At 50.7% G+C, this 20,949-nt stretch carries 20 protein-coding genes and 1 pseudogene; 14 read left to right on the top strand and 7 right to left on the bottom strand.

Annotated elements, in window-relative coordinates; translation table 11 throughout:
- Positions 1 to 70 precede the first annotated feature (70 nt).
- Positions 71 to 2,944, top strand: a complete 2,874-nt coding sequence (locus B3N34_RS03735) for a hypothetical protein (protein ID WP_286975077.1) — start codon at positions 71 to 73, stop codon at positions 2,942 to 2,944.
- A 30-nt stretch (positions 2,945 to 2,974) separates the two neighbouring features.
- Here the strand turns inward: B3N34_RS03735 and B3N34_RS03740 are convergent, their stop codons facing one another.
- Both B3N34_RS03740 and B3N34_RS03745 read right to left on the bottom strand, forming a co-directional pair.
- Positions 2,975 to 3,316: a type II toxin-antitoxin system PemK/MazF family toxin gene (locus tag B3N34_RS03740; protein WP_286975079.1), complete on the bottom strand. Its 342-nt coding sequence runs from the start codon at positions 3,314 to 3,316 to the stop codon at positions 2,975 to 2,977.
- Positions 3,317 to 3,318: 2 nt separating this feature from the next.
- Complete coding sequence (locus tag B3N34_RS03745) at positions 3,319 to 3,567, bottom strand: toxin-antitoxin system protein (RefSeq protein WP_286975080.1); 249 nt, start codon at positions 3,565 to 3,567, stop codon at positions 3,319 to 3,321.
- A 207-nt stretch (positions 3,568 to 3,774) separates the two neighbouring features.
- Between B3N34_RS03745 and B3N34_RS03750 the strand changes: the two genes are divergently transcribed.
- Positions 3,775 to 4,491: an SIMPL domain-containing protein gene (locus B3N34_RS03750; RefSeq protein WP_286975082.1), complete on the top strand. Its 717-nt coding sequence runs from the start codon at positions 3,775 to 3,777 to the stop codon at positions 4,489 to 4,491.
- A 122-nt stretch (positions 4,492 to 4,613) separates the two neighbouring features.
- Positions 4,614 to 5,645 carry a 23S rRNA (adenine(2503)-C(2))-methyltransferase RlmN gene (gene rlmN, locus B3N34_RS03755; RefSeq protein ID WP_286975084.1) on the top strand — a complete coding sequence of 344 codons (1,032 nt, stop codon included), beginning with the start codon at positions 4,614 to 4,616 and terminating at the stop codon, positions 5,643 to 5,645.
- A 69-nt stretch (positions 5,646 to 5,714) separates the two neighbouring features.
- Here rlmN and B3N34_RS03760 read toward each other — a convergent pair whose 3' ends face one another.
- From B3N34_RS03760 to B3N34_RS03775, 4 genes are all read right to left on the bottom strand, one after another.
- Entirely contained in the window at positions 5,715 to 7,355 is a 1,641-nt protein-coding gene (locus B3N34_RS03760; RefSeq protein WP_286975086.1) for a phosphoenolpyruvate carboxykinase (ATP), read from the bottom strand.
- A gap of 122 nt (positions 7,356 to 7,477) precedes the next feature.
- Entirely contained in the window at positions 7,478 to 8,275 is a 798-nt protein-coding gene (locus B3N34_RS03765) for a sulfite exporter TauE/SafE family protein (protein WP_286975088.1), read from the bottom strand.
- A 79-nt stretch (positions 8,276 to 8,354) separates the two neighbouring features.
- Positions 8,355 to 8,534, bottom strand: coding sequence for a hypothetical protein (locus tag B3N34_RS03770; RefSeq protein ID WP_286975089.1), 180 nt, complete (start codon positions 8,532 to 8,534; stop codon positions 8,355 to 8,357).
- Between the two features lie 236 nt (positions 8,535 to 8,770).
- Positions 8,771 to 8,917 (bottom strand): hypothetical protein, encoded by a 147-nt coding sequence (locus B3N34_RS03775; RefSeq protein WP_286975091.1) that lies wholly within the window; start codon positions 8,915 to 8,917, stop codon positions 8,771 to 8,773.
- A gap of 299 nt (positions 8,918 to 9,216) precedes the next feature.
- Here B3N34_RS03775 and B3N34_RS03780 point away from each other — a divergent pair, with 299 nt between their 5' ends.
- Complete coding sequence (locus B3N34_RS03780; RefSeq protein WP_286975092.1) at positions 9,217 to 9,819, top strand: hypothetical protein; 603 nt, start codon at positions 9,217 to 9,219, stop codon at positions 9,817 to 9,819.
- A 61-nt stretch (positions 9,820 to 9,880) separates the two neighbouring features.
- Here B3N34_RS03780 and B3N34_RS03785 read toward each other — a convergent pair.
- Positions 9,881 to 10,192 (bottom strand): annotated as a pseudogene (locus B3N34_RS03785) (DDE-type integrase/transposase/recombinase); the annotation flags it as partial.
- A gap of 46 nt (positions 10,193 to 10,238) precedes the next feature.
- On the opposite strand from B3N34_RS03785, the gene B3N34_RS03790 reads away from it, so the two are divergent.
- The 10 genes from B3N34_RS03790 (at position 10,239) to purD (ending at position 20,947) form a co-directional block, all read left to right on the top strand.
- Positions 10,239 to 10,649, top strand: coding sequence for a hypothetical protein (locus tag B3N34_RS03790; protein ID WP_286975094.1), 411 nt, complete (start codon positions 10,239 to 10,241; stop codon positions 10,647 to 10,649).
- A gap of 176 nt (positions 10,650 to 10,825) precedes the next feature.
- On the top strand, positions 10,826 to 10,969 hold the full coding sequence (locus tag B3N34_RS03795) for a hypothetical protein (RefSeq protein ID WP_286975096.1): 144 nt from the start codon (positions 10,826 to 10,828) through the stop codon (positions 10,967 to 10,969).
- 452 nt (positions 10,970 to 11,421) lie between these two features.
- Positions 11,422 to 12,396, top strand: a complete 975-nt coding sequence (gene purC, locus B3N34_RS03800; protein WP_349679686.1) for a phosphoribosylaminoimidazolesuccinocarboxamide synthase — start codon at positions 11,422 to 11,424, stop codon at positions 12,394 to 12,396.
- The gene (purQ, locus tag B3N34_RS03810; protein WP_286975098.1) at positions 12,397 to 13,071 is read left to right on the top strand and encodes a phosphoribosylformylglycinamidine synthase subunit PurQ; all 675 of its coding nucleotides are present in this window, start codon (positions 12,397 to 12,399) and stop codon (positions 13,069 to 13,071) included.
- The gene (gene purL, locus B3N34_RS03815) at positions 13,071 to 15,155 is read left to right on the top strand and encodes a phosphoribosylformylglycinamidine synthase subunit PurL (protein ID WP_286975100.1); all 2,085 of its coding nucleotides are present in this window, start codon (positions 13,071 to 13,073) and stop codon (positions 15,153 to 15,155) included. The genes purQ and purL overlap by 1 nt, the downstream gene beginning before the upstream one ends.
- A gap of 24 nt (positions 15,156 to 15,179) precedes the next feature.
- Positions 15,180 to 16,529 carry an amidophosphoribosyltransferase gene (gene purF / locus B3N34_RS03820; protein WP_286975102.1) on the top strand — a complete coding sequence of 450 codons (1,350 nt, stop codon included), beginning with the start codon at positions 15,180 to 15,182 and terminating at the stop codon, positions 16,527 to 16,529.
- Between the two features lie 4 nt (positions 16,530 to 16,533).
- Entirely contained in the window at positions 16,534 to 17,529 is a 996-nt protein-coding gene (purM, locus tag B3N34_RS03825) for a phosphoribosylformylglycinamidine cyclo-ligase (RefSeq protein WP_286975104.1), read from the top strand.
- Between the two features lie 5 nt (positions 17,530 to 17,534).
- Positions 17,535 to 18,131 carry a phosphoribosylglycinamide formyltransferase gene (gene purN, locus B3N34_RS03830; RefSeq protein ID WP_349679687.1) on the top strand — a complete coding sequence of 199 codons (597 nt, stop codon included), beginning with the start codon at positions 17,535 to 17,537 and terminating at the stop codon, positions 18,129 to 18,131.
- Complete coding sequence (gene purH / locus B3N34_RS03835; RefSeq protein WP_286975108.1) at positions 18,115 to 19,647, top strand: bifunctional phosphoribosylaminoimidazolecarboxamide formyltransferase/IMP cyclohydrolase; 1,533 nt, start codon at positions 18,115 to 18,117, stop codon at positions 19,645 to 19,647. Before purN ends, purH begins: the two co-directional genes overlap by 17 nt.
- A gap of 31 nt (positions 19,648 to 19,678) precedes the next feature.
- Positions 19,679 to 20,947, top strand: a complete 1,269-nt coding sequence (gene purD, locus B3N34_RS03840) for a phosphoribosylamine--glycine ligase (protein WP_286975110.1) — start codon at positions 19,679 to 19,681, stop codon at positions 20,945 to 20,947.
- Positions 20,948 to 20,949 lie beyond the last annotated feature (2 nt).

Here is a 20,949-nt window from a genome sequence, read left to right on the forward strand (position 1 = left end):
AAGCTTCGCTATAAAGCCATGAAAATCTGTAATCAAAGGTTTATCCTTCCAGGAACAGGAGAAAGCCAATGTGAAGGTTAATAATCCGTCTTCAGGGCCGTCCGGCCGTATTAGGCATACATTGCCCGGATGTCTTTTTCGGCTGCATAAGTGCCGTTATCCTTTGCTGGCGCTTGTTTTTGTCCTTTTAGGGACGACCGCTTACGGTCAGGGAAAGGGCTACGGCGTGCAGGTGCGCCTTATGTCTCCGCCTTTAGTGCAGGTAAAGCCCGGCGAGATAGTAAGCGCCACCTTCGTCGTGGAAAACATGACGGGCAGGGAAGAGACCTTTGAAGAGTCCCTGGTCCTGCCCGAAGGGTGGCATGCGATAACACCTTCGGACGTTTTTACCCTGCAGGCAGGACAGGAAGCGGTAAGGATGCTGGCCTTTCAGGTTCCAAATACAGCCGAAGCGAAGGATTACGAGATCATTTACTCCGTGCGGTCCAAAAGGGACTACGCCATAAGGGACGAAGTTGCGCTGGGCGTATCCGTACTTTCCTTGGGTGAAATGAAGCTTTTCCTTGAAAGCGCACCCGACACGGTTACAGCCGGACAGACATACGAAATAAGGATCAGGATCACAAACAGCGGAAACGGCTCGCTTGACGTCCTTATATCCGCAAGAAGCTCGAGCGATTACCCCTTGACCTTGTCCGCTAAGGAGATGACCCTAAAGCCCGGCGAAAGCGCTCCCATCTCCCTTTCGGTTCACACCCCTTCAAAGATCCCAAAGAGCTTAAACCACATAGTCACGTTGGAAGCTTCAAGCAAGAAAGACCCTTCAGTGGCGACTTCCCTTTCCGTCGGGACGGAAGTGCTGTCGCAGATGACAAAGGTAGACCTGTACCAGCGCGTCCCGACCACGCTTACCCTGCGCTCCTTGGGGCAAAAGGACGAAGACAAGTCCGAAGGCTTTGACGTCGAGCTTGAAGGCAAGGGATATCTCAAGGAAGGAAGCAGCCAGGTGGAATTTCTCTTTCGCGGCCCCGACACGCAGGACAAAAGCCTTTACGGGGAAAGGGACGAATATTACCTAAATTACTCTGATCCAAAGTTAGACTTTAGGGTGGGAGACCAAAGCTACGGGCTCTCGTACCTCACGTCTTATTCGCGATATGGCAGGGGCATTGAAGCGAAATATCACCCGGAAGATAAAAACTTCAACTTAGGCAGCTACTGCCTAAAAAGACGATTCGGCGCTCCGGAGTGGGACGAATATGGCATATACGTAGAAAGCAGGCCTTCATCCGACGCCGCGTGGAAGATAAATTATCTAAAAAGAAAGCAGGACAGCTACGACGTTACCCCAAGCCTTAAAGACGACATTTATAGCGTCGAAGGAAGCTTCAAGCCCGCCAGGGATATGGACCTTGAAGTTGAATATGCGGAAGGAAAGCGCAGGGGCAGGACAAAAGACTTAAAGGGCAGTGCCTACGACGTCAATATGTCGGGCAACTTGAAGAAATTTCGCTATTCCTTCAGCAAGACCCATGCGGAGCCGGACTTTTACGGCTACCACAACGACAGCGACTACACGTCAAGCTCGCTGAGCTTTCTTCTCTCGAAGCGTCTAAACGGATTCGTCTCATACAGCAGCTACGAGACAAACCTTGACATGGATCCCGACAGGGGGGATACGTCGACCGAAGAGACGCTCTTTCAGGCGGGCGTCAACTACAGCCTGGCAAACGACTGGTACATGCAGTTCGCCTACGACGACTTCAGCAGGAAGGACAGGCTGCAGCCTTCAAACTACGACATAAGCGAGAAAGCCTACCGCTTCAGCCTTGGAAGGAGCGCCGAGAAATTCAACTACCGAGTCGAGGCGCGCTACGCAGACCAACACGACGGGATAAAGGGCGTCAGCGCTTCCCCCTGGAACTACAGCTTTTACTCATCCTACATGCCGTCAGATGAGCTTTTTTTGACGCTTTACGGCGGCTTCGGGGATAATTCTGCCATAGAAGGCAGCAGGCTCCTTTCGGACCAGGATAATCTGGGCCTTTCCTTTCGCTGGCGGGCGACGGAACGGCTGACTTTAAGCGGTTGGTATACGAAGTATAACTTCAACTCCAAAAGGCCTGAAAGCGACCAGTATAACTTCGAGCTGAAATATTTCATGCCCGACGAAAGCTACTGGAGCTTCGAAATCCGCCGCTACGACTGGGAATACGGCGAGTACGTCGAGACGAACTACGTCCTTTCCTACTCCATCCCCATCGGCATACCCGTGGGAAAGAAGAAGTCTTTAGGAGTCATATCCGGAAAGGTTTGGGAACTTCAAGACGACGCCAAGGAGCCCCTTTCAAGGGCGGTTGCGACCTTAAACGGCAGCAAGACGGCCACCGACGCCGGGGGAAGGTTCACTTTCTCTGCGCCGCCCGGCACATACCTTTTAAACGTGGACCTAAGCTCGATAGGATTTGGAAAGACAACAGAAGAAAAGCTTCCCATGAAGGTCACCGTCGAAGCGGGAAAGACTGTAAACGTCGAGCTGACCATTGTAAAGGCAGCCACCTTGAGCGGACAGGTGGTCCTGGGCAAAAGCGAACCCGCACGTGCTCCTGAAGCTACAAAACCTGTAATAGTAGGGCAACCCGGCTCGGCCGAAACGCCCCAGGTATTTAAGGGAGTGCTGGTTGAGTTGTCCCGCGACGACGAGACTATCCGCACGTTGACGGACGACGATGGAAAGTTTACGTTCATGGAACTGCGCCCGGGCACATGGAAGTTTAAGGTCTACGACTACAACCTGCCGGCCTATCACTACATTCAAAACCCTGAAATGGAGATAACGCTTCTTCCGGGTGAGAAGAAGGACATCACGGTAAAGGTCGTGCCCAAGAAGCGGGAGATCGAGATACTGGAAGAAGGGGTTATAAGCAGCAAAAAGATTAATTAGATGCTAAGCTATATCCTGCAGGTGTAAAACTCATAATCCCAAAAGGATGCGCAGCCTGTCTTCTACTTCCGCAAGCGTTCCTTCTTCCACCCTTCCAAGGCATCTAACAAGCCGTTCTTTTGCGACCGAACGGACGTCTTCGCATTTTATGAAGCTTTGGTCGCTTAGACCGCCTTCCGGCGGGAAAACTCCGACGTGAAGAGGAATGCCCTTATCCTTTGTGGTAATAGGAATTACAATCACAAGCCCGGCAGGTCCATGATTAAAGCTGTCGACTGAAACAACAAGGGCCGGGCGTCTACCTGCCTGTTCGTGACCGCGAACGGGATTTAAGTCCACCAGCCATATCTCTCCGCGAGACGGTTCTGCCATTTTTAATTTTCCTTCAGCCCGTCAAGGAGTGTAACATCCCAGGCGGCTCTTTCTTCCTGCTCTTCCTTCCACACCTGTGAGTCTGCCTTCAAAGCGGCGAAGGCGGCGTTAGCTTTATCGAGCAGGAGCTTGCGGCGGTACAGCTCTACCGCTTCGCCCAAAATTTCCTGCATCTTGCGTCCCGTTTGGGCCGAAAGGCTTTGCAGCATCTTGTGGGTTGAAGAGTCGATGCGCACGGTGCTGCTTGCCATTTTTCATCATCTCCCTTGAAAGTCTTATATTAAGTATACTTATTAGTAACAAATTTGTAAACACAAATGTGTCATAAATATGAAGTAAGCTCTACGAGCTTTTAAAGCACACTCCTAATCGGTCTAACTAACAAGCTTACCCTGCATAAATACTGTAACGCCGATGCTTTATACAGGCTATAATAAATAAAAAGGGGGCATCCAAAGATGACGGACCGAAGAACTGTCGCTTTTTTGACTTTAGGAATATGTTTAGCCTGTGGGCTCATAATCTCCAGTTACTTTTTAGGCAGCGCCATAAAGGAAATAAAGATGGCGGAGCGTTACGTCACGGTAAAGGGGTTGTCCGAGCGTATCGTGGAGGCAGACCTCGCGATATGGAACATCTCCTTCAGAAACTCGGCAAACACCCTTGAGGAGCTTCAACGGGACATAGACGACAACAAATCGAAACTCTACAACTTCTTACTCGAGGCCGGCTTTTCCGAGTCGGAAATTTCAAGCATGCCGCCTCAAATCACCGATACGCAGTCCCTTCCCTACTACGACGCAGGCAAAGACAGGGAGTATCGTTATATAGCTCTAACCAGGATCACGCTCAGGTCAAATGACATCGCCGGCGTGAAAAAGGCCATGGAAAAGTCCGGAGAGCTGGTATCAGCAGGCATCGCTCTCGGCGAGGACAGCTCTACGCGTTTTTCATTCACGAAATTAAACGACATTAAACCGGAGATGATCGCCGAAGCGACTAAAAACGCCAGAGAGGCTGCCGAGCAGTTCGCTAGGGATTCGGGAAGTCAGGTTGGCGCCATAAGGCGGGCAACTCAGGGATATTTCACCATAGAAGACAGAGATGCGGGCTCGCCCGACTTCAAGATAGTAAGAGTCGTAACGACCATAGATTTCTTTTTGTCTTCCCATTGATATTAATCGTCAAATCTGGTATAAAGACATGTCATTTAATCTAAGCCGTCTAAATTGCAATCGCGACTTTCGTTAGTCAAAGCGATCCGACGGATTCACGGGCGTTGCCGGGAGGATGAAGTATGGAAGAGTTGGTAATGGGGCTTGAATTGGATTACGACCAATGGAGAGAAACCCTGACGGGAAATTTTGGCCTCCAAAGGTACAGGGCAGACCAGATATGTCAGTGGATATATCAAAAGAAGGTCTTCGATTTTCAGGAGATGACGAACCTAAGCAAGGAATTAAGGGGAAAGCTGGCAGATGCGGTTATGGTGGCACCCCCTATCTTAACCCGCGAGGAAACCTCCAAGGACGGAACTAAAAAGTACCTCTGGCAGTTTCACGACGGCGAAAGGGTCGAGTCGGTCCTGCTCACTCAGGAGGGTCGGCTTACTGCCTGCCTTTCCACACAGGTGGGCTGTCCTCTGGCATGTACCTTTTGCGCATCGGGACAGGGCGGTTTCGTGCGCGACCTATCGGCAGGGGAAATCGTGGGGCAGTTTCTTGCGATGGAAAAGCTTGCAGGCCGGGACATAGATAACGTCGTATATATGGGCATGGGCGAACCCTTTTTAAATCAGGAGTCGGTATTTAAGAGCATCAAAATATTAAACGAACCTAAAATGAGGGGCCTCGGCATCAGGCGGATCACCATATCGACGGCAGGCATCGTACCGGGGATACTTGCACTGGCCGAAGCGCAGATGCCGGTAAAACTTTCCGTCTCGCTTCACGCGCCAAACGACAGGCTGAGGAGCAAGCTAATGCCGATTAACAAAAAGTATCCTCTGGCATCCCTGCTGGAGGCGCTTCGCAGATACCAATCGACTACTAACGACCGCGTTACCTTCGAATATCTGATGCTGGAGGGCGTAAACGACCTGCCCGAACACGCCTACGAGCTCGCTGCCCTCTTGAAGGGGTTGTCCTTTTATATCAACCTGATACCCTACAACCAGGTAGAAGGTTCGAAGTACAAACGCTCCTCCGCCGGGCGCATCAAGGCCTTTAGCAACATCCTTTCTCAACTGAACATAGAACACGAAATAAGGCGAGAGAGAGGCTCAGACATAAACGCAGCCTGCGGACAGCTGAAGCGGATTATGGCATAGCAAATTAAATTAAAGGATGCCGGGGAGACCCTGCTCGCCCTGGCGTTCTTTTTTTAAAGCCTTAGGAGGTTACTTTAATTCCACGATGATTTCTTGCAATTTCTCCATCGCCTCAGAGGGCAGCTTATCGAAACCGCCCCTTTCGGTTTCTTTTTCCCTTACGAACTTAATCCTATCCTCCATACGCTCAACGAAGTGTTTTTTATAGGATTTGTCGTCGAAGTCAGGTGAAAAACCATCTATGGCTATGATCTGAAGATCTTTAAAAGGCTTCCACGAGACGAATTCGGCCTTATCTTCGGCGATGTCCTCTATAATTTTTAAAGTAAGGTCGGGACCTATCTTTTTTCCCATAAAATCTCCGGTGTTCAGGATGAAACAATCTATACCGTCAGACAAAAGCTCCTTGAAACCCAGATAATCTACGCTCAACGGATATACCCTGAAGGGATTGGCGTAGGGCTCAAAGACCAATGCATTTGGGTCGATCTCAGGTGAAAGCCTCTCTGCCGTGGTCCTCTTGGTAGCGAGGGTAGCCCCCAGGGTCGAACCCAAAGCGGGATCGGTCACCTTTATTACAGGAGGCAGGGTCGGATCCCTCATGAGCCAGAAGATCGCCTTGATGGGGTCATCCATTCTGTCTACCCTGTTAGGCGACCACAGCCTGGACCTGATTGCCCTTCCGTTGCCATTTCTCACGTCCTCCATGACGGCGTAAAGCTTTCCGTCGCTTCCCCTTGCCGCGCCATTATTTTGAAGAGTCAGGATATATTTGCTGGCCTCGCTGTTCATTGTGTAATCTTGCGTCTTATCGAAGTAAGTAGGCTCTAAAGCTATTGAGTATTTTTTGTCGCAACGGATGATGAAGGCATCGTCGTGGAGGATTGTCACTTCGTACTTCCCGCCGTGTTTTGCATGGGTAATGGTAGATTTTCCCGAACCCGACAGACCGAAGACCGCCATGACGAAATCTTTGCCATTGGGCAGGCGAAGCCGTTTTAAGCCGCCATGGCAGGAAATAAAGCCGTTTCTCCTTGCTATGCCCCAAGCCAAAGTTAAGGTACCCTTCTTAAATTCGCCGAAATACCGCATGCCCAAAATGGCAGCACAATTATGTGACGGATCAAATAAAGATAAGCCTGGCGGGTGATCGGGATGTCGCCAATCGGGATCCGAGAAGATGAAAATATCGCCTTCGGGATAAGCTTTGGAATCGCGATACATCTGGCCGTACTCACCGTTTAAATGCTGAAAATTAAGCAGCCAGTTATACAAAATGTTTCCATGACCCTCAGGGATCAGAAGATGAGCCTTGACCATGAAATCCGGATCCAAGCCTACTACGGCTTCGACGTGATATAACTTTCGATAACGGGTATTGTATACTGCCTCGCGAAGCTTGAAAGCGTATTCATCTACGTCGACATCGGGTTCCCCTATAATCTTTCTGGCAGCGGCACAACGACCGACCACCGCCCCGTCGTTAAAAAGAAGCACATTGGCCCCCTGAGGCAAACCAAGACTTTCAGTCTCGCACATCGGCATACCCGTAAGCTCCACCGTTCCCGGACTATTCTTCGCAAGCAGGTAGGCATCTCTCACAGAAGCAACGGGCATCACATTATTGCCGTAAAATGCAGTTTCGACGGTCGCCCTGATCCTGGATCGCAACCCCTCCAACCCGTCCTGATAATGCCCTACAGTAGCCATCTATATCTCTCCTCTCTCATTAAATGGCTATGTAAATAATTAAGACACAGCTTATAGAATTAAGGAGGTGCATGCCTTGCACGACAATACTCTGGCACGTTTTATTTAATCATAAACATCCCCTACTGCCCTACCCCAAAAATCATCAACACTCCCAGAACGGCAAAGATGATGCCGACTATCCTTCCCAAGATCGTTTCATCTATCTTGTTGGCAAAGCCTGCTGTTAACCTCCCCCCTACCACCGTGCCGATCGCGCTGGGTATGGCAATGTCCATGGGGAGATTTCCCGTGAAAGCATGTCCCAAAGCTCCGGAAGCTGCCGTAAAGGCCATGATGAGCGTTGAGGTGCCTACGCCTTCGTGCACCTTGTAGCCCATTACAAAGACCAATATCAGTAGGATCATTACCCCTCCGCCGGCGCCAAGGATTCCGCTTATGATCCCCACCAGCACGCCCAGGATCGTTCCCGACGTTTTTGGGTTATTCCTCAAGACCTTCAAAAAACCCTTAACTTCATCATTATTCGACGTCGTCTTGCCTTCGGGCTTTATGGCTGCTTTTTTGCTTCCCTTCCGCCAAAACATGGCGGCTGAAACCAAAAGTAGGACCCCAAAGGACCCGCCCACTCCCATCTCGGGCAGATTGGGCGAAATAAAGCTTCCCAACTGTGCACCCAATATCGATCCCAGGGCTATCGGCCAACCTTGCCTCAAGTTTAGGTTGCCGTACCTGGAGTAAGTCCAGGCCACGACAAGGGAGGCCAAGGCATCGGCAAAGAGGCTGCAACCTATGGCATCGAAGGTAGAAGAACCCAACATCACAAGCCCCGGAACTATTACCATTACGCCGCTAGCACCAATTAGCCCGGTGATCGAACCTGCTATAAAGCTTATGACAGTTATCAGAATATAAAACATATTACCTCACTTTTGACCCATGTACTCGATATATGTTATATGTCATATATCATATATTACCACTTCTCCACTTTGAGCTTTACTGTAATTTGTCACCTATAAACAGGTAGTAATCGGGGATGCCGTCGAAGCACTCCCTTTTACAGACCAAGTAAAGTTTTACCCTATGCTTTCCGGGCGTCAGGACCTTGAAATCGTCACTCATCACGCCTGCTACGTGATAAAAGGGGCCCGACCTGGTCATGCCGGTAACGGTCAAAATGAAACCCTATTCACGCTCGTCAGTTTCGTGGGCTTTAAGTTCTTGGTCCAGTATTCCTTGAGGCCGCGGGCTTCCTTTCCGAGGGAGAGTGTAAGGGATTGCTTTCCTAATGGGTCAAGATGACAGGTTAACTGTTTCTATTGCGTAGGGTTTTGCAGAAGTCAACTCCCAGAACTGCTGTAAATTCGGAACCAGTTACATATTCATCACCACGGCCTCGGGTTGAGCCATGTTTACTGGTTGTTTCGCTGAGGCCTTTTCCTTATGTCGTCTTTGGCATTGTCGAGAAGCTCCATGGCCTCGGGATAGCGTTCCTCCAGAAAGTCCATGAGCACTTCGGCAGCTTCCAGTACCTTTTTCTTCGTCGGTGCGTCGTACATGTATTTTTAGCATGGCATGGACCTGCTGCCGGTCGGTTTTGTACAGATTCCAACCCACGCCGCCTGGCGAACGTGCAAAAACCCATCACCCATGCCCACCACTTGCCGCCAGGTGCACCTGAGAGGTTCTAGGATGCATGATGTTTGAGTGAAAGGTATAATAAAGTCGTGCTTAGCCATTTTAAAATTGATGCTGAGCCGTCTGCTAGCGTCTAAACGCCTTAAATAACGCTTAATAGTAGCGTGCAAGCTGTCATAGGCAGTATTTACAATAAATACCATTTAGGGGAGGGTTTAGGATGACACAGGAAAAGGTCACCCTGGAACAGCTCAAGGCGGCTAACAAAGCCTTTGTGGAGCACGAGCCCCGGGATCTGTTTTACAAGGCGGCCACCGAATTGGTGAGGCTCGTTTTCGAGGGGAAAACAAAGCTGACACTGGCGGAAGCTCTCGCCGTGCTTCTCCAGACATGGAACAGGGCCTTTTATCGTTACACCCCCTTTGACAGCCGGCATTTTGACGAAATAGAAGGACTTTTGAATCGCCATCGGCAGGTGATTGAAGGCTTCAGGTTGCGCACCATAGAAAGCTTTTCAACTGAAGACAAAGACCCTGTAAGCAAAGTTTTTTCAGAATTTGAAGAACTTCTGGGGCCCGTGGGTGCCGCAAAAAGCCTGCACCTTTTGGCGCCGGAATTTTTCCCCCTCTGGGACCGTGCAATCGCTAAGGCCTGTCGTTGCCCGCTGAAAAAGAGGGGGCAAAATGCCCCTTCGTATTGCAGGTTCATGGAAATGATGCAGGAACAAGTCCGTAATCTTGGAACCGGCTCGGGCATCGATCAAAACCCGCTCAAGATCCTTGATGAGTACTACTACTGCAAATTTACGAAAAAATGGGTTTGAGGGATCGCAAGGAGTTCGATATGAAAAAGGTTTTCATCGGTGGTTCCACGCGTTTTTTGGAATCTGTCTTCAGCGACGTCGAGGCGCACCAGCCGACGATGTTCCTGGAAAAGACGTCTGTGACAAAAGCGACATAGACGAAACCGCTTTTGGTCCTCACGTAGGTGAGGTCAGCCACCCACAGCCGGTTGGGGGCCTCAGCCGTGAATTCCCGGTTCACAAGATCCGCCGGGCGGGCGGCCGATTCGTCGGGGATTGTGGTCTTGAACTTCCGGCCTCGCACAACTCCCTGCAATCCCATGTTCCGCATCAGACGCTCTACGGTGCAGCGGGCAACCTGGGTCCTTTCCCGTAGAAGCTGCCGCCACACCTCAGCGTCAAGATGCATTATTACAAACAAATGGAAGGGGGAATTTAGCATGGTTGAACAAAAAAACAAAAAACATAACTGGGGTTGTTCCATTGTCGTGATAATTTTACTTGTTTCCGTTTTTGCTTTTGCAGGATTTAAAACTAACGAAAATTCTACAAACGCACCATCTCAATCCGCACAACCTGCCCACGAAAATAAAGCTGACAAAACGGAAGCTATTATTATGGCTGAGGAATTCGTAAAAGACAGACTAGTCTCCCCAAGCTCTGCTAAATTTCCATGGCGGTCCAGTGAGACAACGGCAGTAAAAGTGGACGAAGATACATGGGTTATCAGTTCATACGTGGATAGCCAAAATAAGTTCGGAGCAATGCTCAGAACTTACTATATTGCGAAAGTCAAGTATCTTGGAAATGATAAGTGGCAGCTTTTGGATTTAGAATTCTACGAAAAATAAAACTCAATGGGCAAAGGATTTACTCATACAAACCGTGAAACCGAGAAAGCGACCAATGCAGCGGTTGCCATGTACGGTTTGTTAATAGAATTTCTTCAGGCTTTTTGATCCGAATCTTAAGCACGCAGGCTTTTGGGAAGAATGGTGACAGATGAAATGGAAGAACCAGCCCTATTATGAAGACAATCTCAGGATCCAGAGAGAACATATCTCAGAAGTTAGGGGTTTTAGGTCATGACGAAGAATCAAGAGTTGCATTAGTGAACAAAGTACTTGAGAACAAAAAGTTCGTAGACGGAGATTTGGAAGAAGCAGCCTGATCTATAAGATATTTCGAGGGATACGCGGGCTCAATCCACAAAAATTTGACAGTATCTCCTTCGACCCCTTCCGGGAACTCAGCCGGCCTGAAAGTTTCTCTTTTCGGGGCTTGACGGAATACGGTATCCTGACAGCGAAATTGTCCAGTCCCTGCTACAGGGCAACCTGACCTACCTTCAATCGGTGGTCAAAGACCTCATTGAGCATGCTCTACTGCCGTTTTTGCCACTGGGATCACTCCTTCGGCTTGTGTTTTCTCATCGACTACACTGTAACCGAAGTCCCGGTGGCTTTTTTGTCCTTCCACCGACTGCCGCCTTTTCTAGACGACCTTTTACAGCAGTTTAGGGGCTTGATCTTTGCAGAAAGGAATGAAACTTAAAAAATATTGACATTTATACCCATCTATGCCATAAATGTAAGGTAAAATTCCATGTGCGAAGGTGATGAGATGAATAAAATTAAGCTAATTTACGAGGGAAAGGCAAAGAAAGTATACGAGACTGACGATTCGACCCTTGCGATATTCGAGTACAAGGATTCCTTAACGGCCTTCAACGCACAAAAGAAAGACACCATGCAGGGCAAAGGAAGGCTCACAAACCTCATAAGTGCCACATTTTTAAAGCTCCTTCAGGATAAAGGCATCCCCACCCACTTCGTAAAGCTCCTCGACGACAACCATCAGCTCGTTAAAAGACTCAAGATAATCCCCCTGGAAGTGGTTGTAAGAAACACAAGTACGGGCTCTTTGTGCAAGAGGCTCGGCGTCGAGGAAGGCTTAGATCTGGTCCCGCCGCTTGTGGAGTTTTACCTGAAAAACGACGAGCTTGGCGATCCCTTGGTAACGGAAGACCACATCAGGGCCTTCGGCTTCGCCTCAAAGCCTCAAGTGGAAAAGATGAAGGAACTTAGCCTAAAGGTCAACGAAATTTTACATAAATTTTTGTCTAAGAAAGGCATTAAATTGGTCGATTTTAAGCTTGAATTTGGCATGGACGATGAAGGAAATATTTTCGTGGCCGACGAGATATCTCCCGATACCTGCCGTTTCTGGGACATGACCTCAAAAGAAAGGCTTGACAAGGACAGGTTCAGGAAGGACCTGGGAAACGTCCTTGAAGCCTACGAGGAAATCTGGCGCAGGATCGCGGACTGGGAGAAAAGTTGCTCCGCCGAATACCGGGCTAACATCCTCGTTTACCTTAAAGAAGGCGTACTGGACACCCAGGGGAAAGCCGTCCTTTCTTCGCTGTATTCCTTGGGTTATGATGAAGTGAAAAACGTAAGGGTTGGGAAATATATAAAAATTACCCTGACCTCTCCATCTCAAGAAGACGCAGCATCCAGGATAAAGGAAATGTGCGAAGACCTGCTCGTGAACGACCTCATAGAGGAGTATTCCTTCGAACTGGAGGAAATATAGATGAAGGTATCAGTTGTAATTTTTCCGGGAAGCAACTGCGACAGAGATGTCAAATGGGCCTTTGAACTTTGCTGCAACGCCGATGCGGAGATGATATGGCACGCGGAAAAAAGTCTGCCTTCCGATACTGATATCGTAGTCCTCCCGGGAGGCTTTTCCTACGGCGACTACTTGAGATGCGGGGCCATGGCGGCAAAATCTCCCATAATGAAATCCGTAGCCGAATTCGCCCAAAGGGGAGGTCTGGTCATAGGGATTTGCAACGGTTTTCATATACTCACCGAGGCAAAGCTTCTGCCCGGCGCCCTTTTGCCGAACGCATCGACAAAATTCATATGCAGGTCTTGTCAAATAAAAATCGAGCGAAACGACACCCCCTTCACCCAACTTTACGAAAAGAACGAAATAGTGAATTTCCCCATCGCTCATCACGACGGGCTTTTCTACCTTGACGACGACTCTTTGACGAAACTTGAAGAAAGCGGCTGTGTAGTCTTTCGCTACGCAGACAACCCTAACGGCTCTCTGAAAGCCATAGCGGGAATAACGAATAAAGAGGGTAACGTACTGGGGCTCATGCCTCATCCCGAAAGAGTTGTTCACCCCCTGCTGGGAGGAGAAGGAGGCGTCAGGTTCTTCAAGGGATTGAGCAAATGGGTAAAGGAGATGCGATGATGGCTAAAAATCTTTACGGTCTAAAGGAAGGGGAATACCTTAAGATAAAAGAGGCGCTTGGAAGGGAACCCAACGAGACAGAGCTGTTGCTCTTTTCCGTGATGTGGTCAGAACACTGCAGTTACAAATCCTCCAGAAAGCTGCTTTCCCTGTTTCCCACGACGGGAAAATACGTTTATCGGGGACCGGGAGAAAACGCCGGGATCGTCGATATCGGTTCGGGCTTAGGCATTGCTTTCAAAATTGAAAGCCATAATCACCCTTCAGCCGTGGAGCCCGTCCAGGGCGCGGCCACGGGAGTCGGAGGAATAATCAGGGACATACTGGCCGTAGGCGCCCGCCCCATAGCCTCTATGGATTGCCTTTTCTTCGGCCCTCCCGAGGAGAGGAGGACAAAATTTTTGAGGGAAGGCGTAATCCGGGGCATCGGAAGCTACGGAAATGCCGTTGGCGTTCCAACCGTCGGCGGCATGACTTACTACGATCCCGCCTACAGTGGAAATCCCCTAGTAAATGCCATGTGCGCTGGCTTGGTCGAGCTTGACAAGGTAGTAAGCGCAACGGCGGCAAAGCCGGGGAACATCTTAGTTCTCGTGGGCTCAAAGACGGGACGTGACGGTATTGCAGGAGCAGCTTTTGCCTCGGCGGAGCTCGACGAATCCGTAAAGGAAAGCAAGCCGCAGGTCCAAATGGGAGATCCCTTTGCCGAAAAACTCCTCATAGAATGCTGTCTCGAAATTTTGGACAAAGGACTTATAGTGAGCATGCAGGATATGGGCGCCGCAGGCATAACGTCGTCTTCCGTAGAGTTGGCCGCAAAGGCAAAAGCCGGAGCTGAAATCTACCTAGATAATGTCCCCCTAAGAGAAGAGGGCATGAAACCCTACGAGATAGCCCTTTCTGAATCTCAGGAGAGGATGCTCCTTGCCATCGATGAAACAAATTTCGGAGAAGTCAGGGCCATAGCCAATAAATGGGGACTGGAGTGCGCCATTATAGGAAAGATCATCGACGAAGACCGATACGTATTGACACATAAAGGCGAGATCGTAGCAGACCTTTCCGCCTCCTTTCTTGCCTCGAGCCCAGAGACAGACTGGCCGGTCCATAAACCCGATGAATTTGGGGTAAGCTACCCCAAAGTTGAAGGTGCTGCGCTTGATCGAAGCGACCCGTCGAAGGTAGTCGATTTTCTGGCCTCTCTACCTCAATTTGAGGACAAATCATGGATTTACGAGCAATACGATCACATGGTCCAGACAAGGACCACTTTAGGCCCCGGAAATCCAGTAGCAATCCTTTATATAAAAGAGGCGGACAAACTAATAGCCCTTGCAGCGGCAAGCGACCCTTGGACATGTGCTGCAGATCCCTTTGCGGGAGGCGTGGAAACAGTCGCGATGGCCATACGAAAGCTGGCGGTAGCCGGCGCATACCCCCTCGGGATGACCGATTGCCTCAACTTCCCATCCCCGGAAGTCCCCGAAAATTTCTGGATCATATCGGAGGTCGTAAAGGGCATGGCCTTGGCATGTAAGGAGCTCAATTGTCCCATAGTATCGGGAAACGTAAGCCTCTACAACGAATCTCACGAAGGCGCTATACTTCCCACGCCCGTCGTTTGTGCCGTCGGAGCTTTTGATGGCATGCATTTCCTCAAGGCCAAAGGGCCGGAATTATCGGACAGGTTATTTTTGGTCGGAAAAGAGGCAAGCCTGCAGGCAAGCGCCTATAGGCGCTACGTGGAAGGAAAGATCTCTGGCCCCGCAGACCCCGTCAATTTCGACGATGAACGCGCTTTCATCGAAAGGGCAATAAAGACCGCCGCCTTAAAGCTTGCCACCTGTGGAAGATGCGTCAGCCTGGGCGGATTGGCTTTAGCGGCAATAAAGATGGCCTCGGGGTCAAAGTTTGGCCTTGAGATAAAGGCAGGAGACGTCCGATTCTTGTTCGGTGAAGGAGGCCCCCGCGCCCTTTATTCCGTCCCTGAAGCCAAAACAAGCGAGTTTTTGAAGGTATGGGACGGCTTTCCGGTAAAAGAGATCGGAAAGGCCAGGGAAGACAAAAACGTAAGGTTTGCCTGATCGGCAACGGAGGAAAATCGAAAAATGTGCGGAATCTTTGGCGTTATAGGACCGAAGGAACCTTCTATTTTAGAAGACGTGTATTTGGGACTTTATGCCCTACAGCATAGAGGTCAGGAATCGGCAGGTGTAGCCTGGTTCGACGAAGGCGGCGCCCTGCGCCTTCAAAAGGGAATGGGCCTGGTACACGCTGCGTTAAGCCAGGAACAACTTTCCAAGGAAAGAGGAAGTTGCGCAATTGGACACGTGCGCTACTCCACCGCCGGAGAGTCGTCGATCATAAACGCCCAACCCCTTCATGCAACCTACTCCAAGGGGCAGGTAGCCATAGCCCACAACGGCAACATCACTAACGCCGAAATGCTGAAGCGAGACCTGGAGTCGCGGGGCGCTATATTTCAGTCAACAACGGATACAGAGGTGATACTCCACCTAATGGCCCACGAACAGGACTTGCCTCCAATCGATGCCCTTATAAAGGCATTAAGCAAGCTGCGGGGAGCCTTCAGCATCGTCGCCCTCATAGAAGGACGACTCGTAGCCGCAAGGGACCCTTGGGGCTTCAGACCTCTCGTTATAGGAAAAAGGGACGGCGTTCACTACGTGGCCTCCGAAAGCTGTGCCCTGGACATCGTTAAGGCTACTCATATACGCGACGTCAACCCTGGAGAGATCGTAATCATCGAAAGGGGCGAAATAACGAGCCTTTCCATACCGGTTAAGCCGGCCAGGCGTTTCAGATGCTCCTTCGAATACGTCTATCTTGCCCGCCCGGACAGCGAAATTGACGGCAGATCGGTTTACGACGTGAGGTTAAAACTTGGCCAGAACCTGGCCGGGACGTGCCCCTCCCCCGACGGAGAGATGGTCTTAGGCATGCCCGACAGCGGTACCATCGGAGCCTTGGGCTACGCCGTAGCCTCAGACCTTCCCTTCGAGATGGCCATAGTAAGAAACAGATACGTGGGAAGGACCTTCATCCAGCCCACCCAACGCGTGAGGCAACTGGGCGTTCAGATCAAACTCAATCCCATCGACAAGCTCATTCGCGGCCGCAACATAGTGGTCGTGGACGATTCCATCGTCAGAGGCACCACTTCGCAGCTGGCAGTTCGCTTTCTTCGCGAGGCGGGAGCGCGCAAGATACATCTTCGGATAGCTTCTCCCCCTGTCAGGTTTCCCTGCCTTTACGGCATAGATACGCCAAGGTCGGCGGACCTCGCCGCCGCTGCCATGGATACAGGGGATTTGAGGGATTTTATAGGAGCCGACACGCTCTGCTTTCTCAAAGTAGAAGATTTGATAAACTCCATCGACCTTCCCGCAGATGAACTTTGCACGGCCTGTTTCGACGGCAAGTATTTGGAGGAATAATAAAATGAAATGGACCTACGAAAAGGCGGGGGTTTCCTTAAAAGCAGCCGACGATTGGATCCGAATCGTGAAGGAGGCCGCTTCCATAGCAGAAAGCCGGGGGGTGGTCTCAGGCATAGGCGGTTTTAGCGGCCTATATGACTTGGGAGAAGGAGTTTACCTGGCAGCATGCTGCGACGGCGTTGGCACGAAACTTGAGATAGCAAAAAGGGCAGGCCATTTCGACGGACTAGGCCAGGACCTCGTTGCCATGAGCGTAAACGACCTGGTTACTTGCGGCGCCAGACCTCTTTTTTTTCTGGACTACCTTGCCTGCGGAAAGTTGGATGGAAAGCGCTACTCTCCCGTGATCTACGGAATAGCCAAAGCCTGCAGGGACAGCGGTTGTGCACTTCTTGGGGGCGAGACGGCCGAGATGCCGGGCACCTATCCGCCCGATGGCTTTGATCTGGCGGGATTTGCCGTCGGTATCGTAAAAAAAGAAGAAGTCATTGCAGGAAGCGACGTCCAAGGGGGCGACCTGCTCGTAGGGCTTCCCTCAAGCGGGCTTCACAGCAACGGCTTCAGCCTGGTACGAAAGGCCCTTCTCGACGACGGATTAAAGTTGGACCTGGACAGCAAACCCTTCGGTGAGGATCTGCCGCTTTTTAAGGTTTTACTTGAACCGACAAGGCTTTATCCCAAGATCGTGATGGAGGTCCTACGCAAAACAAAGGTCAAGGCCATGGCCCACATCACAGGCGGCGGCCTTAGGGACAACGTCCTTAGGGTGATCCCCGAAGGGTTGTCTGTATCCATAGATTACGGCTCCTGGAAGAGACCTAAAATTTACGATCTCATAGCTCAAGCCGGCGTCGAAGAGGGAGAGATGAGAAGAGTATTCAATCTCGGGGTAGGCTATGTCTTCATCGTAGAAAAGGGCGAGCTTCCCGCCTTGAAAGAGGCCCTTGAGGAACTTAACGAGCCTTCTTTCCTAATTGGCGAGGTGACAGGGCCGTGACGAAGATGGCCGTTCTTATATCCGGAAGGGGAACAAACATGGTCGCTTTGGCCCAGAGGTGTTTCAGCGGAGATTTAAAGGCCCGCATCTCATTCGTGGCAAGCGACAAACAGGATGCCTTAGGGATAAAAAAGGCAAGGGAAATGGGCTTTGAGACGATTATTTTGCCTTACAATGAAGGGAGGGCAAGGGCCGAGGGGCATCTTAACGAAAAAATACTGTCCCAATCCGTCGAATGGATCGTCCTGGCTGGCTTTATGAGGATTCTTTCTTCAGATTTCGTCGGTAAATACAGGGACAAAATCGTCAACATACACCCCTCTCTTTTGCCGGCCTTTCCCGGCACCAGTGCAATTAAGGATGCTTTTGAATACGGAGTAAAGGTGACGGGCGTCACCGTTCATCTCGTCGATGAACTGATGGATCACGGCCCCATATTAAGCCAAAGGGAGGTCCGCGTCGAAGACAGCGACACCCTCGAAAGCCTCGAGGAAAAAATCCATAAGGCAGAACACGACCTTTACTGGCGGACCTTAAGAGAGCTTTTTTCAGGACGTTATAGGAAGAAAGGGAGGCGAATGATAATTGAAGGACCATATTAAGCGCGCATTGATATCCGTGTTCGACAAAAGAGGGATAGAAAAGCTGGCAAAGAGCTTGCACGAATTGGAATACGAAATAGTTTCCTCTTCGGGAACGGCACAATACCTGAAGGGCCAGGGTATCCCCGTGAAGGAAATCGCCGATCTTTCGGGCTATCCCCATATTTTGGGCGGAAGGGTCAAGACCCTTCATCCTTCCGTATTGGGCGGCATACTGGCCCGCAGGGATTTTCAAATGGACCTGGCCGACGTAGAAAAATGGGGAATTCCCCTAATAGACATTGTGGCCTGTAATTTATATCCCTTTGAGGAAGTGGCCAAGAAAAGGTCAGGGCTGGGAGATCTGATCGAAAACATAGATATAGGCGGAGTTACCCTCATCAGGGCTGCTGCCAAAAACTACCGCTACGTGACAATCGTCACCGATCCCGACGACTACGAAGGAATAACGGAGGAACTTAAAACCCTGGGTAACGTGACAATAGAGACTCGCCAAAGGCTTGCCTTGAAGGCCTTTGCAAGAACCGCCACCTACGATTCGATCATCCATTCCGTCTTAAAAGACACGATAGCGGAAGAGGAGTCTCTCCCCAAGGCTTTCCCCATTGCCCTGACAAAGGCAATGGATATGAAATACGGCGAAAACCCGCATCAGACCGCTGCACTTTACGAAGACCCAATCAAGGAAAAGCCCTTTAAGAAGTTGGGAGGAGGCGCCCTTTCCTACAACAACATCCTCGATGCCGACGGCGCCGTAAAGGGCATAAAGCTTTTAAGCGACTTCATGGGGTGCGTAATCATCAAACACACAACACCCTGCGGGATGGCCATCGGAGAAAGTTTGATCTCTGCCTACCGAGGCGCCCTTGCCTCCGATCCCGTATCGGCTTATGGTGGCATAATAGGCTTCACCCGCGAAGTGGACGAAGAGTCGGCCCTCGAGGTCTCGACGAAATTTTACGAGATAATAGTCGCCCCCTCCTTCGCCCCCAAGGCGCTAGAGGTGTTTCAACAAAAAAAGCCGAATTTAAGGTTGCTGACCTTTGATGTGAGCAACATCGACGATTTTCGCATCGCCAAGACAGCCTTCGGTTTTTTAGCCCAGGAAGATACGCTACCACCCGAGCCCGATTTCGACGGCGGCGAATGGATAGGAGAGAAAAGACCAGACCTCAAGCAAGATGCCCTCGTGGCCTGGAAGGCGGCCGCACTTGCAAAAAGTAATGCGATAGCCCTTGCAAAGGATGGCGCCACCATCGCGATCGCTTCAGGTTTTACGAGCCGCGTGGACGCCGTAAAATGGGCAATCGAACATGCAGGAGAAAAAGCAATCGGTTCCGTCATGGCTTCCGACGGATTTTTCCCCTTCTCCGACAGCGTAGAAGCAGCTGCCAAGGCTGGAATTGCCCTAATCCTCCAACCGGGAGGCTCCAAGCGCGACGAGGAAGTAAAGAAGGCCTGCATCAAACTGGGCGTTCCAATGCTTTTGACGAAGGCAAGGACCTTCCGTCATTGAAGAAAGCATTGAAGAAAGCGAGGGTTTCGCAATGAAGGCGCTAATTTTAGGTGGCGGAGGAAGGGAACACGCCCTCCTTTACTCCCTTAAAAAATCTAGGGTCATAACGGAAGCGATAGCCGCTCCCGGAAACGGCGGCATCTCGGAAATGTGCCCCCTTTTCCCATTGAATATTCTGGACGCAAAAGAGGTAACGGATTTGGCAAGGAGTCAAAAGATCGACCTCGTCGTCATAGGTCCGGAGGCCCCCCTGGTAGCCGGAGTGGCCGACGCCTTAAGGCACCAAGGCATCCTGGTCTACGGCCCTGGCAAAGAAGGAGCAAAACTCGAAGGCAGCAAGGCCTTCGCCAAAAATTTCATGAAAAGGCAAAACATACCAACTGCACCTTTCGACGTGTGCAGCGATCTTGATGAGGCAAAAAAGGCGCTCGTCAAACGGACTCCTCCCTACGTGATCAAGGCCGACGGACTTGCCGCTGGCAAAGGGGCCTTCGTCGTCAGCGAGATGAAGGAGGCAGAAAAGATTGCAAGTGAGCTTTTAGTCGAAAGAAGGCTTGGTGAAGCGGGCCAAACTATCGTGGTCGAAGACTTTCTAAAGGGCTACGAGCTGACGGCTATGGCGGTAACGGACGGGAAAAGCTACAGGATGCTGCCTTTAAGTCAAGATCACAAAAGAGCCTTCGACAGCGACGAGGGGCCAAACACGGGCGGCATGGGCGCCTACTCTCCTCTGCCTCAGGTGAGCGAATCACTCATAAACAAGATAGAAAGGGAGATCATAGCCCCGACAGTTGAAGGCTTGAAGGCAGAAGGCAGGGACTTCATCGGAACCATCTACGCCGGGATCATGGTACACGATGGCGATCCCTACGTGCTTGAATACAACGTCCGCTTCGGAGACCCCGAAGCGCAGGTCGTCCTTTCCATATGCGACGTCGATTGGGGCGATCTTTTCACTGCCTGCTGCAGCGGCACCCTCGAGGAGTTCGGCGAGATAAAGGCCAAGACGACAGCCGTTGGAGTTGTCATGGCCTCGGGCGGATATCCGGGCAGTTACGAAAAGGGATACCCTATCGAGGGCCTGGAGAGGCTGAAGGATAGGGAAGACATTTTAGTCTTTCATTCGGGCACCAAAAAGGCCGAGGGAAAATTTTTCACCGACGGAGGAAGGGTCCTGACCGTCGTTGGCTTGGCCGACGACCCGAGACAGGCGAGAGAAAAGGCCTACCACGCCGTATCGTCCATAACTTTCAGGGACGCTCATTACCGCAGGGACATAGCGTGGCAGGCCTTTGTTTAGTA

Origin of the sequence: Acetomicrobium sp. UBA5826 (genome assembly GCF_002433005.1) — a bacterium.
In the GTDB taxonomy this organism is placed as follows: Bacteria; Synergistota; Synergistia; order Synergistales; family Acetomicrobiaceae; genus Acetomicrobium.